This is a genomic window from Paramixta manurensis (assembly GCF_013285385.1).
Lineage (GTDB): Bacteria > Pseudomonadota > Gammaproteobacteria > Enterobacterales > Enterobacteriaceae > Paramixta > Paramixta manurensis.
The window spans coordinates 4,337,689-4,353,575 of record NZ_CP054212.1 but is presented as its reverse complement, the minus strand read 5'-3'; the positions used below and the strand labels follow the sequence as shown (position 1 = coordinate 4,353,575).

Sequence of the window (15,887 nt, the reverse complement as noted above, 5' to 3'; positions counted from 1 at the left end):
TTAAAACGGTTTTTACCCGCCAAAGTCAAAAGCTGTGGCGCGCATTTTGTTGCTTTTTCTGGAAAAAAAATGACTTTACAACAGTGGTGTTTTTCATGGCGTGGTCGAATAGGGCGGCGTGACTTCTGGATTTGGCAAGGGATTTGGCTGGCGGCAATGGTGTTGCTGTTTATTGCGGCAGATCGAGGCTGGCTTACCACGCAAAACGCCGCATTTGGCGTGGTGTGTTTGCTATGGCCTTCCAGTTCGGTGGTGGTTAAACGGTTGCATGACCGTAATCGAAAGGGTTATTGGGGGCTATTGCTCATTGTTGCGTGGATGTTGCTGGCCGCTAACCTGGATATGTTGGATGGCACGCTGCAATGGGCGCTGGGGCGTTTTCTTCCGGCGCTGATTTTTATTATGCTACTGCTTGATCTCGGCGTGTTTAGCGGCTCGGCGGGAGACAATCGCTTTGGTCCACCGGCAGAACCGGTGAACTTTTTAGGAAAAAGCGCGCGCGTGGATTACCAATAATGCTCGCTGGTCATATGGCCGGGTTTACGGCGTAAATGTTTGCGCATACCGCGTGTTTCTTTCAGTAACTGTTGGGTGTCGCGCACCATTTGAGGGTTACCGCACAGCATGATGTGGCTGGTTTCAGCATCTATTTCCAGCCCTACCGCCTGCTCCAACTGGCCGTTTTCAATCAACGCGGGCACTCGCCCGGTCAGCGATCCTGCCATTTCTTCACGACTGACGACGGTCTGTATCCGCAATTTGCCGTTGTAGCGTTGTTGCAGTTGCTGCATCAGCGGCAGGTAACTGAGGTCAGTAGAAAAGCGTGCCGCGTGCACCAGCACGATATTATCGAAACGTTCGAGGTCTTTGCCTTCTTGTAGTATCGAAAGGTATGGACCAATGGCGGTGCCGGTTGCCAGCATCCATAGTGTTTGGCACTCGGGAACCTCTTCCAAAACGAAAAAGCCCGCTGCATCCTTAGTCACCATAATGTCATCGCCAGGCCGTAGCGCGTGCAGGCGCGGGCTCAATTTACCTTCCGGCACGGTAACCAGATAAAACTCCAGATTATGATCGCTCGGCGCATTAACGTAGGAATAAGCACGCTGTACGCGCTCTCCATCAATTTCCAGCGCCAGCTTGGCAAATTGACCAGCGGTAAACGAAGCGACGGGCGCCTGTACGGTGATGCTAAATAAGTTCTCCGTCCAGTTGTCAACTTTACTCACTTTTGCATTGACCCACTCAGCCATCATCACTCCTTACTCGTTGTTTTCGTACTGCTAACCGATGCCGTACTATCTTCGCCACTGTGGGGCGTTTTTTCCAGTCCGGCACGGCTGTAAAGCTCGTATCGACAAATGTTATTCGTCGGCGTTATGACATTAACATCACAAAAGATACTGATGCAGGTTTTGGTCTTTGCGATCGAGATAGTGGATTGATTGAATACGGCGGATGGTGCGGGATTTTCCACGAATCAACAGCGTTTCGCTGCTGGCGATGTTGCCTTTACGCGTGATCCCTTTTAGTAGATCGCCGCTGGTAATGCCGGTGGCAGCGAAAATGACATTATCGTTGCGAGCCATATCTTCCAGTTTTAGTACTTTATTGGCCTGGATCCCCATCTCTGCACAACGCGCCAACTCCTGTGCGCCAATGCGTCGATTTTCTTCGTTATCGTCCTTAACTTCATGGCGTGCCAATAAACGGCCCTGCATATTGCCATCAAGCGCGCGAATGACTGCCGCAGAAATGACACCTTCCGGCGCGCCGCCAATACCATACAGCACATCAACTTCGCTGTCGGGCATACAGGTCAAGATCGACGCAGCCACATCGCCGTCAGGAATGGCGAATACCCGCACGCCTAGCTGCTGCATTTGCTGAATCACGGCGTCGTGGCGTGGTTTAGCCAGAATAGTCACGGTGAGCTCACCGAGCGTTTTACCCAACGCCGTCGCGATCTTTTGTAGGTTGGTTGCCAGCGGCAGATTGAGATCAATACTGTTTTTGGCGGCCGGCCCGACGATTAATTTCTCCATGTACATATCTGGCGCATGGAGGAATGTGCCTTTATCTCCGACCGCCAGCACCGCCAATGCGTTCGCCTGGCCCATCGCGGTCATGCGGGTACCCTCAATGGGATCGACGGCGATATCAACTGCATCCCCGTGCCCGGTTCCGACTTTTTCACCGATATACAGCATAGGCGCTTCATCAATTTCGCCTTCGCCAATCACAATTTGCCCGTCAATATCGACTTTGTTCAGCATGATGCGCATAGCGTGAACGGCAGCGCCGTCAGCGGCATTTTTATCACCGCGCCCCAGCCATTTATAGCCAGCCAGCGCGGCGGCTTCGGTAACGCGGGAAAATTCAATAGCGAGTTCTCGTTTCATACGTGCGCCTTGAGAGATTGATGACGCGGGGAAGTTTAACACAGCGGGGAGGAGGGGAGAAAAATGCCCGTGAACGTGGTGCTCACGGGCAGATGAGAGATTAACTGTTATCTTGATCTTCCCATGCTTGCGCCCGGGCAACGGCTTTCTTCCAGCCCGCGTAGCGATAGTTACGCTCAGTTGTTTCAATGCTCGGCCGGAATTCGCGTTCCACCACCGCTTTGGCGCGGACTTCTTCCAAATCCTGCCAGAAGCCGACTGCCAGTCCGGCAAGATAGGCGGCGCCCAGCGCCGTCACTTCGCGCACTTCCGGCCGCTCTACGCGTGCGCCGAGAATGTCAGACTGGAACTGCATCAGGAAGTTGTTGGCAACCGCGCCGCCGTCAACACGCAGCGATTGTAGGCGTGTATTGGCGTCGTTTTGCATCGCCTCCAGCACGTCGCGAGTCTGATAGGCGATGGACTCAAGCGTAGCGCGGATAATATGGTTAGCATTGGCACCACGCGTCAGGCCGAAGATTGCGCCGCGTGCGTACGGATCCCAATATGGCGCGCCGAGACCGGTAAAGGCCGGGACCATATATACACCGTTGGTGTCCTTCACTTTTAACGCGAAGTATTCCGAGTCAGTCGAGTCACTAATTAATTTCATCTCGTCACGCAGCCATTGGATGGACGCGCCGCCGATAAATACTGCGCCTTCCAGCGCATAGTTAACTTCACCCCGTGGACCACAAGCAATGGTGGTTAGCAAGCCGTGCGTGGAGGTAACCGCCTCGGTGCCGGTGTTCATCAGCATAAAGCAGCCAGTGCCGTAGGTATTTTTCGCCATGCCCGGTTGTACGCAAAGTTGCCCATATAGCGCTGCCTGTTGGTCGCCGGCGATACCGGCGATAGGAATACGTGTACCGCCCTTACCGCCAATATTGGTTTGCCCATATACCTCGGAAGAGGATTTCACTTCCGGCAGCATTTCACGTGGAATATCGAGGATATCCAGCATGCGCTGATCCCACTCCAGTTTGTGGATATTGAACATCATGGTGCGCGAGGCGTTGGTGTAATCGGTGATATGAACCCGTCCTTGAGTCATTTTCCAGACCAGCCAAGAATCGACGTTACCGAACAGCAGTTCGCCACGTTTCGCCCGCTCACGCGCCCCTTCCACATGGTCGAGGATCCATTTCACTTTGGTGCCGGAGAAATAGGGGTTGATGACCAAACCCGTGGTGTGCTGGATATACTCTTCCAGCCCCTCTTTTTTCAACTTTTCGCAATAATCTGCGGTGCGGGGATCTTGCCAGACAATCGCGTTATAGATCGGTTTACCCGTCTCTTTGTCCCAGATAATGGCGGTTTCGCGCTGGTTAGTGATGCCAATTGCGGCAATTTCATCAGAGCGGATATCGGCATGGGCCAATACTTCAACCAGCGTCGAACTTTGCGATGCCCAGATATCCATCGGATCATGCTCGACCCAACCGGCTTTAGGATAGATTTGCTGAAACTCGCGCTGAGAAACCGCGATAATGTTGGCATCATGGTCAAGTACCACCGCACGAGAGCTGGTGGTGCCTTGGTCAAGCGCGACAATATATTTTTTATCGGTAGACATAATATTCATTCCTGATGATGTAATGGAAGAAGGCGATTACGCTTTACGCTGTTCAGCCCGTGCGACGGGTTTTTCCGCCTTTTCGCTGGTCTCTGCGTGAATTTCACTCGGCAAATTGCGGCCAATTAAGGTGCGATATCCGTATGCACCCAAGCTGGCGCCGACTAAAGGACCGAAGATCGGCACAAGGAAATAAGGAATATCACGGCCGCCGGTAAAGGCGACATTGCCCCAACCTGCCAGCCATTCGAACAGTTTAGGCCCAAAGTCACGTGCCGGATTAAGGGCGAACCCGGTAAGCGGACCCATTGATGCGCCAATAATGGCAATGAGCAGGCCGATTAACAGCGGTGCCAGTGGGCCGCGAGGGATGCCGTTACCATCGTCGGTTAGCGCCATGATCAGCGACATCAAAACGGCGGTAATCACGGTTTCAACCAGAAACGCCTGTACCACGCTAATGTGCGGGTTAGGATAGGTAGAAAAAATGCCTGCCAGATCGAGGCTTTCAACCGAACCGCGTACCATATGGTGGGACTGTTCAAAATCTAAAAACAGGTTGTAGTAAAGGCCGTAAACCAGCGCCGCCGCGCAAAATGCGCCGGCAACTTGCGCCACGATGTAGGGTAAGACTTTGCGCCCGTCAAAATTAGCGAAAAGCCACAGAGCAACGGTTACAGCGGGGTTAAGGTGTGCGCCGGAAATGGCGGCGCTCATATAGATAGCCATGGAAACGCCCAGGCCCCAAATGATACTGATCTCCCATTGTCCAAAGCTGGCGCCAGCCAGTTTCAGAGCGGCGACGCAGCCCGCACCAAAGAAGATGATCAAACCGATGCCAAGAAATTCGGCGATGCACTGACCTTTGAGTGTGCTTGTTGTAAGACTCATAATGAAATTCCTGAAGGCGAGGTTAAATGTTAATCGTTGTCTCATTCCATTGAGCCACCCAAATCTAATGTAGGGCTGTTGTAAATTTATCGTTAACGAGCATAAACGAGAAATAGCGAACTTAAAATTTGTGTACCTTGTCAAAAAAATGAGCGTTTTCGCGTGTTTTTGCTTTCCTAAAACATCATTTTTCGCGTTGCGCTGGCTTTGATTTGCACAAAAAGTTAACCGCGAAATTACATTTATACCGAAAAATGGGTAGCTATCTTTAAGCATAAACTGAAAATTGTTACAGACTGCGCGGCAGGGTGGATAGCTGCTGGACTTGGGCTGAGAGGCTACTTACAATCGGACAATCGTTGTTACCCGCGGCGTTTTAGTGATATTTCACTTTTTGCGGTTAGCACATCAACGCCTTGCGATTAGGAGAGGTCATAAAATGTCATTTGAAGTGTTCGAGAAACTGGAAGCGAAAGTACAGCAGGCGATTGATACCATCACGCTGTTACAGATGGAGATCGAAGAGCTAAAAGAACAAAACGGTGCGCTAAAACAGGAAGTGCAACAGGCGTCAGGTAATAGCGATGCATTAGTGCGCGAAAACCAGCACCTAAAAGAAGAACAGCACGTCTGGCAGGAGCGTTTACGCGCGCTGCTGGGCAAAATGGAAGAAGTGTAAGGCTTATTCCGCTAGTGCATGAAAAACGGGTGCTAAGGCACCCGTTTTGCTGCTGATGAAGAGGATGTTACTCCAGATCAAGCGGGTCTTCGGAAAGAATCATCCCGGTATTGTCCGCGTAGAGATGGTCGCCTGAAAAGAAGGTGACGCCACCGAAGTTAACGCGAACATCGCTTTCACCAATCCCTTCTCCCGCCGCGCCTGCCGGTATTGCGGCAATCGCCTGAATGCCAATATCCAGCTCTTCCAGTTCATCAACCTGACGCACGGAACCATATACCACGATGCCTTCCCATTCGTTCTGCACCGCAAGCCTCGCCAGGGCGGCATCCACCAGTGCGCGACGTACGGAACCACCGCCATCTACCAGTAGAATACGACCGCGGCCATTCTCTTCCAGCAGGTCGTATAACAGGCCGTTGTCCTCGAAACATTTTACCGTGATGATCTGCCCGCCAAAGGAGGTTCGGCCACCAAAGTTCGAAAAGAGCGGTTCCACAACATTCACTTCTTCGTGATAGATGTCGCAGAGTTCGGAAGTATCGTATTTCATAGGATTTTCGTCTGTTTGCCACAGGAGCGCTAAGTATATCGCTAACTGTCAGATGTTGGCAAAATCATCAATTGTTAAAAATTGCTTTGGGTCAAGTACATCGCGATTAACTGAGCGCTACGCCGAGCGCAAACAGGATGTTGGTGAGCAATGCAACCTTCACCGTTTTCTCCAGCATTGGCCGCATTGCTTGCGCGCTGGTTTCGCGCAGAACGTAACGCATTTGCTTATACAGTAGCGGCGTTGCTAACAAAAACAGCCAACTGGCTACGCCCTGACGGGTGAATAAGGCAAAAAGCGCGAAACAGAGCCAGGCGGCGGCTAGCAATGCAACATGGTAACGGCGGGCGTTCTGCGCACCTAAACGCACGGCTAACGTGTATTTGCCGTGCTGCCCGTCAGTTTCGATGTCGCGCATATTATTGACATTTAGCACCGCAGCCGCCAGCAAGCCGCAGGCGGTAGCCGGAAGCAGTGCAAGGCTACTGAAATGTTGTGTTTGTAGATATTCGCTGCCTAAGACGCCCAGCCAACCGAAGAAGATGAGTACTGAAAGGTCACCCAGCCCCAGGTAACCATACGGCTTTTTGCCGACGGTGTAGGCGATGGCTGCGCAAATGGCGAGTGCGCCGAGCAGAAGAAAGCCGAGCATATCGCTTAACGTTTCGCAGGCGAGCACAATCAGTGATACGCCGGAAAAAATCGTCAACACGACGGTAATTGCCAATGCTGAACGCATTTGCATCGGTGTGATCGCGCCTTTCTGCATACCGCGTAACGGCCCTATACGCTGTTGCGTATCGCTACCTTTAAGGGTATCGCCATAATCATTTGCCAGATTGGACAAGACTTGCAATAACCCGGCGGTCAATAGCGTCAATAATGCGATACTCGGCGTGAAATGCCCCTGCCACCATGCCAGCGCAGAGCCGTTAATAATCGAGGCAAAGGCCAGCGGTAAGGTGCGCAAACGTAAGCTTTCCAGCCACGCGCGTGACGAACTGATGCCGACTGACAATTGAATATTTTCCATAACAGGATCGCTGATTGAATAAGAGATAACGCGAACAGTCTATGCGGGCTTAACTGATGAAGTTTTAATCTTCGTCAAGTTGCGCGAAGAAAGGCGATCAAAGCGAATTTGATCGCGCTGGGATTAATCGAAGTTGATTGGAGTTTAAAGACAGAGAGCGCCGCTGCGCTAAGGTTAATGCAGCGGCAAAGAGTGCATGGATACGGCGTTACAGAATGAAGCGGCTCAGATCTTCGTCCGCCACCAGTTCATCCAGATGCTTACCAACGTAGGCGGCATCAATGAGAATGGATTCACCATGGCGATCGCTGGCGTCATAGGAGATATCTTCCATTAATCGTTCCAGCACGGTATGCAGACGCCGCGCCCCGATATTCTCCGTGGATTCATTAACCTGCCACGCGGCTTCGGCAATACGGCGAATACCATCATCCGTAAAATCAATGGTGACGCCTTCGGTTGCCATCAGCGCTTTGTACTGCACGGTAACCGACGCGCTCGGCTCGGTCAGGATGCGTTCAAAGTCATTCACGGTCAGTGCCTGAAGCTCAACGCGGATCGGTAAACGCCCCTGTAATTCCGGGATTAAATCCGACGGGCTGGCGACCTGGAAGGCGCCAGAGGCGATAAACAGGATATGGTCGGTTTTAACCATGCCATGTTTGGTGGAGACGGTACAGCCTTCAACCAGCGGCAGTAAATCGCGCTGCACACCTTCACGAGAGACGTCCGGCCCGGAAGACTCACCGCGTTTACAGATTTTATCAATCTCATCAATAAACACGATGCCGTGCTGTTCAACCGCGTCGATCGCCTCTTGTTTAAGCTCTTCCGGATTAACCAGTTTGGCGGCTTCTTCCTCGATCAGCAGTTTCATCGCATCTTTAATTTTCAGCTTGCGCGGCTTTTGTTTCTGTCCGCCAAGGTTTTGAAACATTGATTGCAGCTGGCTGGTCATCTCTTCCATGCCGGGAGGCGCCATAATTTCAACGCCCATTGGCGCAGCAGCAAGGTCGATTTCAATCTCTTTATCGTCTAACTGGCCTTCGCGCAATTTCTTACGGAATGACTGGCGCGCCGCGGAGGGCTCCGCGTTGGCTTCTGCCTGGCCCCAGTTATTTTTCGCAGGTGGAATCAGCACATCCAGAATGCGTTCTTCTGCCATCTCTTCGGCACGATATTTGTTTTTCTCAATCGCCTGCATGCGTACCATTTTGATGGCGGCATCGGTCAAATCGCGAATAATTGAATCGACCTCTTTACCGACATAGCCGACTTCGGTGAATTTGGTCGCTTCCACTTTGATAAATGGCGCATTAGCCAGCTTCGCCAGACGACGAGCAATTTCGGTTTTACCCACACCGGTTGGGCCGATCATCAGAATATTTTTCGGCGTCACTTCATGACGTAACTCTTCGTCCAACTGCATACGGCGCCAGCGGTTACGTAACGCAATGGACACAGCGCGTTTCGCGCCATCTTGCCCAATGATGAATCTGTTCAGTTCGCTGACAATCTCGCGCGGAGTCATTTCAGACATAGTTAGGATCCTTACGCTTTGGACGATAATTCTTCAATGGTGAGATTATGGTTGGTATAGATGCAAATATCACCTGCAATCCCCAACGCTTTTTCAACGATGTCATGCGCACCGAGTTCAGTATTTTCTAGCAGAGCACGGGCGGCCGCCTGTGCGTAAGGACCGCCGGAACCAATCGCAATCAGATCGTTTTCCGGCTGAATTACATCGCCGTTACCGGTGATAATCAGCGAGGCGTTTTCATCCGCTACCGCCAGCAGGGCTTCCAGTTTGCGCAGCATACGGTCAGTACGCCAGTCTTTCGCTAACTCTACGGCGGCTTTGACCAGATGGCCTTGATGCATTTCCAGCTTACGTTCAAACAGTTCGAACAGCGTAAAGGCATCTGCGGTACCGCCAGCAAAACCAGCGATAACTTTGTCGTTGTAGAGACGACGCACTTTCTTGACGTTGCCTTTCATCACGGTATTGCCGAGAGTAGCCTGGCCATCGCCGCCAATCACTACCTGGCCGTTGCGTCGCACACTTACTATTGTTGTCACGGGCAGACCCCTTGTTGCAGTGGGAAGAGGGCTCCGCGGCAGGCGCGGAGCATAATGCAACAAGATATGGGGCGGGTTTGACGGGTTTCAACCCCCGGCGGCGAGCGGAATACAGTTTGAGTGACCAGAACCCCGTAGACGTTTCAAAGTACTGTCCGCTCCGGCGCGGTTGTTATAAGGACCAATAACCACGCGATTCCAGCCACCGCCGGTCGTAATCCGGCTTTCGAAGCCTTCAAACGCTAGCTGAGCGCGTATTGATTCCGCCTGGTCAGTGCCTTTAAACGAGCCACACTGCACCATCCAGCGCTGTGGTTTCTCTTTTGGCGTCTCTTTTGCCTTCGCCGTTTCCTGCGTTTTAGTTGGTTGCTGCGGCGGCGTTGACGCGGGTTGTTGTACACGTGGCGGCGTGCGGGTGACCGGCGCGACGGGTGGCTGTTGCACGCGTGGCGGCATACGAGACTGTTGCTGCAATTGGTTTTGCTGTTGCTGAATTTGTTGTTGATGCTGCAGTGTTTGTTGACGCTGTGCCGGTGTTTGCTCGTTCCAGGGCACTTCGTTGAGCTGCGTAGGCTGCTGACGCATATCCGCCTGCATTTGTTCTAACAACTGACGCTGTTCATCGGTAAGCTGCGTTTGAGACTGAACGCCACCGGCGGAAGGCTCCGTCGGCGTGGGAACCGTCATCTGGCGGTTTTCCAGCTCTTTGATGTATTTCCAGCGTTCTTCGGGTTTGGGCGGTAAACCGTTACCCACCGCTTTATGATTGGGGATCTCCGGCGTGTCCTCTTTTTTATGATGGGCAATAAACCAAAGCCCGCCGACAAACGTCACCAGAACCGCAACGGCCAGGACCATCATTATTTTCGAGACGCCGGATCCGCTATTACGCTTTTTGCTGCGGCTGTTACTTTTTTTGCGACGCGTCCCTGTCGAACGCCCGCGGCCTACATAATCTTTTTGTGCCACTATCGTTCCGCTAATATCGAATAAGAAAAAGCATACCGGACAAAAATTTGCGATGGAGGCGTAATTTTTACGCTGTATACGCCCGGCGATTAGCCCGCCATGTTACTCAAGGGCCGGAAGTTTGACCAGCGAAGAGTCATCTAAGAATCTGCTGAAACTTACTTTGTCACTGCGATTACTCACTTTTTGCCGTTCTGGCGGTACTACCACGTACCTTTAGCTCAAAATCCAACAGCCGGGAGCCGCTACTGACGGTTTTACCTTGTAACTGCTCTAAAAGTAGCAACATCGCTTCGCGGCCAATATCGAAACGCGGTTGCGCAACGGTAGTAAGCTGCGGATCGCTGTAGCGTGATAACTCAATATCATCAAAGCCCACCAGCGAAATATCCTGTGGAACACGCAAACCTAAGCTCTTGGCTTGTGACATTGCGCCAAGCGCCATGATATCGCTATGGCAAAACAGCGCGTCAGGCGGGTTTGGCAGCGCCATTAATCGCCTGAAGGCGGTACAGCCTGCTTCGAAGGTAAAATCACCGCGAACAATATATTCAGGGTCAATGGTCAGCCCGTTGCGGCGCAGCGCCTGAATATAGCCTTGTAGACGATAATGGCAGAGCGGCATCTCTTCCGGGCCGGCAATGCAGGCAATGCGACGATGACCAAGCTGCCAAAGATGATTAACCGCTTCAAAGGCCGCAGTTAGGTTATCTATATGAACCGTCGGCAGTTCCAACTCCGGCGCGAATTCATTCGCCATCACCATGGGAGGAAGATTGCGCTGCTCTTCCACGCCGGTATCAAAAGGAACCTGCGACCCCAGCAGCACCATGCCGTCAATCTGCCGGGTTAGCATAAGGTTCATAAATGACTTTTCTTGTTGGTTTTGGTGGGCACAGTCACCGATCAGTACCAGGTAACCCTGTTTTGCCGCAGTGACTTCCACGCCACGGATCATCTCACTAAAAAAGGGATCGCAGATATCGGGCACTATCACCATGATGGTTCGCGACTCGCTGCGTTTCGCATTGCGGGCCAGCGCGTGCGGTGAATATCCGGTATCAATAACCGCCTGCTCCACCTTCTGACGGGTGACGGCGGAAACCTTTTCCGGGTTCATCAACGCGCGCGATACGGTCGCAGTAGAGACGCCCGCGCGTTCAGCCACATCCTTCATGGTGGCGGTCGTCGACTCTTGATTGTGCTCCAACGCTATCTCCTCACGCCGGTTTCGCCGGCCTGACCAACGGATTATGTTTTGGTAATGGTTATGCCGCGCCTGGGATCGGTACCAATAGCTGACGGCCATCACATTCTTAACAGATTGCGACGTTAAGCCGTTACTTAATTTGCATAAAAATTGTGACTTGTGCGACTTTTTTCGATCTATCTCGCAGAACCTTACCGCCGGAACGCGGCTTTAGCTCTCAGTCGGGTCGATATCCAGCGTCCACTTCACCTTACGTGCCTGCGGCAGCGTATTTATCAAAGCCAGGCTGGCAGTCAGTAAATGTTGAAGTCGTGAGCGTGAAGGATGCTGGACTAAGAGCTGCCAGCGATAGCGCCCGCTACGTTTAGCCTGCAACGAAGGTACCGGCCCCATGATCCATAGCGCCTCATCTTTTAACGGGCTGGACTCCAATAGATTGCGTAGCTGGTGCAGAAAGGCAGCGGCCTGTTGATTATCATGGTCGTCGGCGCGAAATAACGCATGGCTGGTATAAGGGGGTAAAAAAACCGCCTTGCGCTCGGCCAGCGTTTGGCGGGCAAACGCATCATAGCCTTGATATAGCAGCGTTTGCAGTAGGGGGTGATCGGGGTGATGCGTCTGTAATAATACTTCACCCTGTTTACCCGCACGACCGGCGCGTCCGGCGACTTGCGTATAAAGCTGAGCAAAACGTTCCGCGGCACGAAAATCGGCGGAAAATAGCGCGCCATCGACATCCAGCAACGAAACCAGCGTGACATCCGGGAAGTGGTGTCCTTTTGCTAACATTTGCGTGCCGATCAAGATGCGTGCGCCCCCGCGATGCACGTCGGCAAGATGTTTTTCCAGCGCGCCTTTTCGGCTGGTGGTATCGCGATCAATGCGCGAAAGCGGAATATCAGGAAACAGCGTGCCAAGGTTTTGTTCAAGCTGTTCGGTGCCAACGCCGACCGGAATAAGGTGTGTGGAGCCGCACTGCGGGCATTGATGAGGAAGGGGGCGCTGGCTGTCGCAGTGATGGCAACGCAACTGACGTTGTTGCTGATGAAGTGTGTAGTAGCGATCGCAGCGTTGGCATTCGGCGGCCCAGCCGCACTCATGACAGAGGAGCGCTGGCGCGAAGCCTCGCCGGTTCAGAAACAATAACACTTGATTGTTTGCCTGTAGATGCTGACGCATCTTTTGGATCAAGGCAGGAGAAAGGCCATCTCTAAGTTTAACGCCTTTTAAATCAATAAGCTGTTGGGTCGCCTGGCGCGCGTTACCGGCGCGTTTACTGAGGTTTAGCTGGCGGTATTTGCCCGACTGAACGTTTTGTAAACTTTCCAGCGCCGGGGTGGCGCTCCCCATGATGATGGGAATGTTCTCTTCGCGTGCGCGTAACACGGCCAAATCACGGGCATGATAGCGCCAGCCTTCCTGCTGTTTGTAAGAACTATCATGTTCTTCATCAATAACGATTACCCCCGGGCGCAGGAAAGGCGTGAATAGCGCAGACCGGGTGCCAATAACAATCGCATTTTCGCCACGACTGGCGCGTAACCAAACCGCCAGACGCTCATTATCATTTAAACCCGAATGCAAGACATCGATCGGCGCGGAGAAACGTTCACGAAAGCGGGCGATCGTTTGAGGCGTTAAGCCGATTTCGGGTACTAACACCAACGCCTGACGACCACTGCTCAACACGTTTTCTAGCACGCTTAAATAGACTTCGGTTTTACCTGAACCGGTAATCCCAGCCAGCAACCAAGTGGAAAAGCGATCGTCTTCGCTGCGAATTGCGCCTACGGCGGTGGCTTGTTCGGTATTGAGCCGTAAGCGCTCGCCGTTAACCGTGAACGCTGTTCGCCAATCGGTTTGCGTGCGCGGGTGTTCGCGCAGATCGCATAGGCCTTTGGCGCGTAAAGCTTGCAACATTGCGTCAGTTAACTGGTGTTGAGCAATTTCATGCCGATACAATGGCCGCTGGCGTAATGCGGCTAAAGCTTGTTGTTGGCGTGGGGCTCTTTTCAGGCTTTCCGGCGCAGTTTCGCGCCCCGTTTCGGTAATAAACCACTGCCAAAGCGGTGCTTCGCGTGCCGGTTTCCCCTGACGTAGGAGTATCGGCAAGGCGTGAAATAGTACTTCTCCTAAGGGATAGTGATAATAGGACGCCGCCCACTGTAAGAGTCGCCATAGCGAAGGGGGAAATAGCGTTTGGTTATCAATAACCTCATCAATGGCTTTTAGCTGCGCAACGGGAACATCGCTATGTTCGCTAAATCCAACGACGATACCGATTGCCTTACGGTTGCCAAATGGCACGCTCACGCGGCCACCCATAACCGGTTGTTTCTGCCCGGATAGCAGATAATCAAAATTACGCGCAAGCGGAACGGGAAGGGCAACCTGTACGACGAGCATGAATTCATCCGGATGAAAAAAATGACGGGTTAGTGTACACTGTCAGCGCGTAAATGTGCGGATACGATTGCGGCAGTCAGGAATTTTCTGTATAGTTCGCCGCCTTTGGTACGGCAGTTACGTAGCAAAGATCACCTAAATGTTTAATCTACGTGTGGTGCTGAGCAGGTTAATCCTGGCACAGAGAGCGACACGGCCTTTACTGAGGTTTCCCATGAAAAAAGGTATTCACCCGAATTACAAAGAAGTGACCATCACTTGCTCTTGCGGTAACGTGATCAACACGCGTTCCACGATGGCTCACGATCTGAACCTGGACGTATGTGGTAAATGCCACCCGTTCTATACTGGTAAGCAACGTGTTGTTGATACTGGTGGTCGTGTTGATCGCTTTAACAAGCGCTTCAGCATTCCAGGTAGCAAGTAAGGTTACCGGCAAGCGAAGCTTAAACAGCTTCGGATGCAACAAAAAACCCAGCCAAGGCTGGGTTTTTTGTTTTATGGCATGAGCAGAATTAGATTTGCTCTGGTTGTTTTGGGTTGATAATCACTTCTTGCGCGGTAACGGTGCCGCCAAGGTCGGCCACGATGCTCACGTTTGGCGCGATCACTTGCAGTACTTCGCTACTGATGGTGCCTTTGCTGCAGAAAATGAATAAGGTACAGGCTTTGTTTTGCACTTTTCCTGCCGAAGAAAGGCTAACGACCTGACCTTCAAGTTTGCCTTTATTACTCAGACTCTTCTCAGTGTTAATGGATAGTTGGTTTTGGGCTTTAATCGTACCCTTATTTTCGAACTGGTAAGCACTAACCGCGATATTGTTGCCGGTCAGAGCAATGGCATTATTAACTTTTGCTGCTTGCATTATTACTGTACCTACAGAGGAGAAAGTTCCTTTTTTAAGGTTTATCTCTTTTGAGGCCAGCAGGCTGGCATTGGTAGCGGTAAGACTTCCACTATTGATAAAACTGGTATTAGCAGCCACAGCAAGCTCATTATTTTCATTGGTGATAAAACCAGTACGGGCGACGAATGTGCCTTCCGTCTTCACTGCGCCGGTATTTTCAATATTACCGATGAAAGAAACCAATTGCGCACCTGCGGTGCCGCTCAGCGTGCCACTATTGGTGATTTTATTTAGCGCAACGCCAACAACTTGATTTGATGCCTCAATGGTTCCGCTGTTGGTGAGAGAGCCATTGGTAGACACTTGAACGACGCCACCGCGCATCGTGCCTGAGGTTGTCAGATTCCCGGATGCGGAAATTTGAATCGCATTGGCGGCCAGTGAACCCTTATTATTTACGCCAATACCACTATTAGTGGTTTGTAGGCTAATGACGCCAGCAGTTACACCACCTAGCGCACCGACATCAATACCAACTCCACTGCGTTTTTTTTCATCTGATGTTGCCGCGCTATTAGCCCTATTATATGAGTAAACGCCAGCAATGGCATCCAACGAACCGGTAACTACCTTATCGTTAATGGTAATCGCATTGGCCAGCAGATCGGTGTAGCTATTTTGGTTTTCCAGCCCGCCTTTTTCAATTTTGATCTTGCCTTTGGTCACGTTGTAGCCAGTCAATACGCCATCCTGGAACTGTGGCGCCCCGGTGGTTAACGTAACGCGGCCAGTATTCACAAAGCTACAACCCGAGCAAGTGATGCCATTCGGGTTCGCGACAATAACATCCGCACGCTCACCAGCAACTTCAATAAAGCCTTTTAGTGAACTGGCTTTGGTAGAAATAACTTCGTTAAGGATCACTTTTGCCGCAACATCGAGGTTATCGTTCCCGGCAATATTCCCCATTGCGCGGACTAAATCCCGAGGGCTATTATTTAGCACCATACCTTTGTCGGTAACATCAAACTGCTTCCACATATTGTGGGACAGACCATTGGCATCGGCTTTGTTAATATCCACAATCTGAGAGCCATTAGCGTGCGTATAGGAAGAGACAGCATGCGCTGAGAAAACCGACATGGCTGCTGTCATAACAAAAAAAAGCGTTTTAAATTTATGTTTCATAATGGTATTAG

General features: G+C 51.7%; 15 protein-coding genes. 3 read left to right on the top strand and 12 right to left on the bottom strand.

All coding sequences use genetic code 11. The features are described from left to right. The first annotated feature begins 69 nt into the window (after positions 1-69). Entirely contained in the window at positions 70-516 is a 447-nt protein-coding gene (locus PMPD1_RS20905) for a DUF805 domain-containing protein (protein WP_173635849.1), read from the top strand. Here the strand turns inward: PMPD1_RS20905 and fpr are convergent. The 4 genes from fpr to PMPD1_RS20885 form a co-directional block, all read right to left on the bottom strand. After that, positions 507-1,253 (bottom strand): ferredoxin--NADP(+) reductase, encoded by a 747-nt coding sequence (gene fpr, locus PMPD1_RS20900; RefSeq protein WP_173636307.1) that lies wholly within the window; start codon positions 1,251-1,253, stop codon positions 507-509. The two genes, PMPD1_RS20905 and fpr, sit on opposite strands and share 10 nt — an antisense overlap. Positions 1,254-1,391: 138 nt before the next feature. Then, on the bottom strand, positions 1,392-2,402 hold the full coding sequence (gene glpX / locus PMPD1_RS20895) for a class II fructose-bisphosphatase (RefSeq protein ID WP_173635848.1): 1,011 nt from the start codon (positions 2,400-2,402) through the stop codon (positions 1,392-1,394). A 100-nt stretch (positions 2,403-2,502) separates the two neighbouring features. Continuing rightward, a complete protein-coding gene (gene glpK / locus PMPD1_RS20890; protein WP_173635847.1) occupies positions 2,503-4,017 on the bottom strand; it encodes a glycerol kinase GlpK in 1,515 nt (504 codons plus the stop codon). Between the two features lie 36 nt (positions 4,018-4,053). After that, positions 4,054-4,908: an MIP/aquaporin family protein gene (locus tag PMPD1_RS20885; protein ID WP_173635846.1), complete on the bottom strand. Its 855-nt coding sequence runs from the start codon at positions 4,906-4,908 to the stop codon at positions 4,054-4,056. Between the two features lie 439 nt (positions 4,909-5,347). On the opposite strand from PMPD1_RS20885, the gene zapB reads away from it, so the two are divergent. Further along, positions 5,348-5,587, top strand: a complete 240-nt coding sequence (gene zapB, locus PMPD1_RS20880) for a cell division protein ZapB (RefSeq protein ID WP_173635845.1) — start codon at positions 5,348-5,350, stop codon at positions 5,585-5,587. Between the two features lie 67 nt (positions 5,588-5,654). Here zapB and rraA read toward each other — a convergent pair whose 3' ends face one another. From rraA to priA, 7 genes are all read right to left on the bottom strand, one after another. Further along, on the bottom strand, positions 5,655-6,140 hold the full coding sequence (rraA, locus tag PMPD1_RS20875; protein WP_173635844.1) for a ribonuclease E activity regulator RraA: 486 nt from the start codon (positions 6,138-6,140) through the stop codon (positions 5,655-5,657). 106 nt (positions 6,141-6,246) lie between these two features. Further along, the gene (locus PMPD1_RS20870) at positions 6,247-7,173 is read right to left on the bottom strand and encodes a 1,4-dihydroxy-2-naphthoate polyprenyltransferase (protein WP_173635843.1); all 927 of its coding nucleotides are present in this window, start codon (positions 7,171-7,173) and stop codon (positions 6,247-6,249) included. Between the two features lie 208 nt (positions 7,174-7,381). Then, positions 7,382-8,713 carry an ATP-dependent protease ATPase subunit HslU gene (gene hslU / locus PMPD1_RS20865; RefSeq protein ID WP_173635842.1) on the bottom strand — a complete coding sequence of 444 codons (1,332 nt, stop codon included), beginning with the start codon at positions 8,711-8,713 and terminating at the stop codon, positions 7,382-7,384. Positions 8,714-8,724: 11 nt separating this feature from the next. After that, complete coding sequence (gene hslV, locus PMPD1_RS20860; protein WP_173635841.1) at positions 8,725-9,255, bottom strand: ATP-dependent protease subunit HslV; 531 nt, start codon at positions 9,253-9,255, stop codon at positions 8,725-8,727. Between the two features lie 87 nt (positions 9,256-9,342). Next, positions 9,343-10,224, bottom strand: coding sequence for a cell division protein FtsN (gene ftsN / locus PMPD1_RS20855; RefSeq protein WP_173635840.1), 882 nt, complete (start codon positions 10,222-10,224; stop codon positions 9,343-9,345). Between the two features lie 175 nt (positions 10,225-10,399). Then, a complete protein-coding gene (cytR, locus tag PMPD1_RS20850; protein ID WP_173635839.1) occupies positions 10,400-11,434 on the bottom strand; it encodes a DNA-binding transcriptional regulator CytR in 1,035 nt (344 codons plus the stop codon). A 210-nt stretch (positions 11,435-11,644) separates the two neighbouring features. After that, positions 11,645-13,840 carry a primosomal protein N' gene (gene priA, locus PMPD1_RS20845; RefSeq protein ID WP_173635838.1) on the bottom strand — a complete coding sequence of 732 codons (2,196 nt, stop codon included), beginning with the start codon at positions 13,838-13,840 and terminating at the stop codon, positions 11,645-11,647. A gap of 214 nt (positions 13,841-14,054) precedes the next feature. Between priA and rpmE the strand changes: the two genes are divergently transcribed. Beyond that, a complete protein-coding gene (gene rpmE, locus PMPD1_RS20840; protein ID WP_173635837.1) occupies positions 14,055-14,267 on the top strand; it encodes a 50S ribosomal protein L31 in 213 nt (70 codons plus the stop codon). 88 nt (positions 14,268-14,355) lie between these two features. On the opposite strand, the gene PMPD1_RS20835 is transcribed toward rpmE, so the two are convergent. Next, positions 14,356-15,876, bottom strand: a complete 1,521-nt coding sequence (locus PMPD1_RS20835) for a filamentous hemagglutinin N-terminal domain-containing protein (protein ID WP_173635836.1) — start codon at positions 15,874-15,876, stop codon at positions 14,356-14,358. Positions 15,877-15,887: the final 11 nt, after the last annotated feature.

Excerpts from the sequence above, each read along its gene's own strand:
- PMPD1_RS20835 (WP_173635836.1), bottom strand. The coding sequence starts at position 15,876 with ATGAAACATAAATTTAAAACGCTTTTTTTTGTTATGACAGCAGCCATG.
- fpr (WP_173636307.1), bottom strand. The coding sequence starts at position 1,253 with ATGGCTGAGTGGGTCAATGCAAAAGTGAGTAAAGTTGACAACTGGACG.
- hslU (WP_173635842.1), bottom strand. The coding sequence starts at position 8,713 with ATGTCTGAAATGACTCCGCGCGAGATTGTCAGCGAACTGAACAGATTC.
- PMPD1_RS20885 (WP_173635846.1), bottom strand. The coding sequence starts at position 4,908 with ATGAGTCTTACAACAAGCACACTCAAAGGTCAGTGCATCGCCGAATTT.
- zapB (WP_173635845.1), top strand. The coding sequence starts at position 5,348 with ATGTCATTTGAAGTGTTCGAGAAACTGGAAGCGAAAGTACAGCAGGCG.
- glpK (WP_173635847.1), bottom strand. The coding sequence starts at position 4,017 with ATGTCTACCGATAAAAAATATATTGTCGCGCTTGACCAAGGCACCACC.
- PMPD1_RS20905 (WP_173635849.1), top strand. The coding sequence starts at position 70 with ATGACTTTACAACAGTGGTGTTTTTCATGGCGTGGTCGAATAGGGCGG.
- rraA (WP_173635844.1), bottom strand. The coding sequence starts at position 6,140 with ATGAAATACGATACTTCCGAACTCTGCGACATCTATCACGAAGAAGTG.
- priA (WP_173635838.1), bottom strand. The coding sequence starts at position 13,840 with ATGCTCGTCGTACAGGTTGCCCTTCCCGTTCCGCTTGCGCGTAATTTT.
- rpmE (WP_173635837.1), top strand. The coding sequence starts at position 14,055 with ATGAAAAAAGGTATTCACCCGAATTACAAAGAAGTGACCATCACTTGC.
- glpX (WP_173635848.1), bottom strand. The coding sequence starts at position 2,402 with ATGAAACGAGAACTCGCTATTGAATTTTCCCGCGTTACCGAAGCCGCC.
- PMPD1_RS20870 (WP_173635843.1), bottom strand. The coding sequence starts at position 7,173 with ATGGAAAATATTCAATTGTCAGTCGGCATCAGTTCGTCACGCGCGTGG.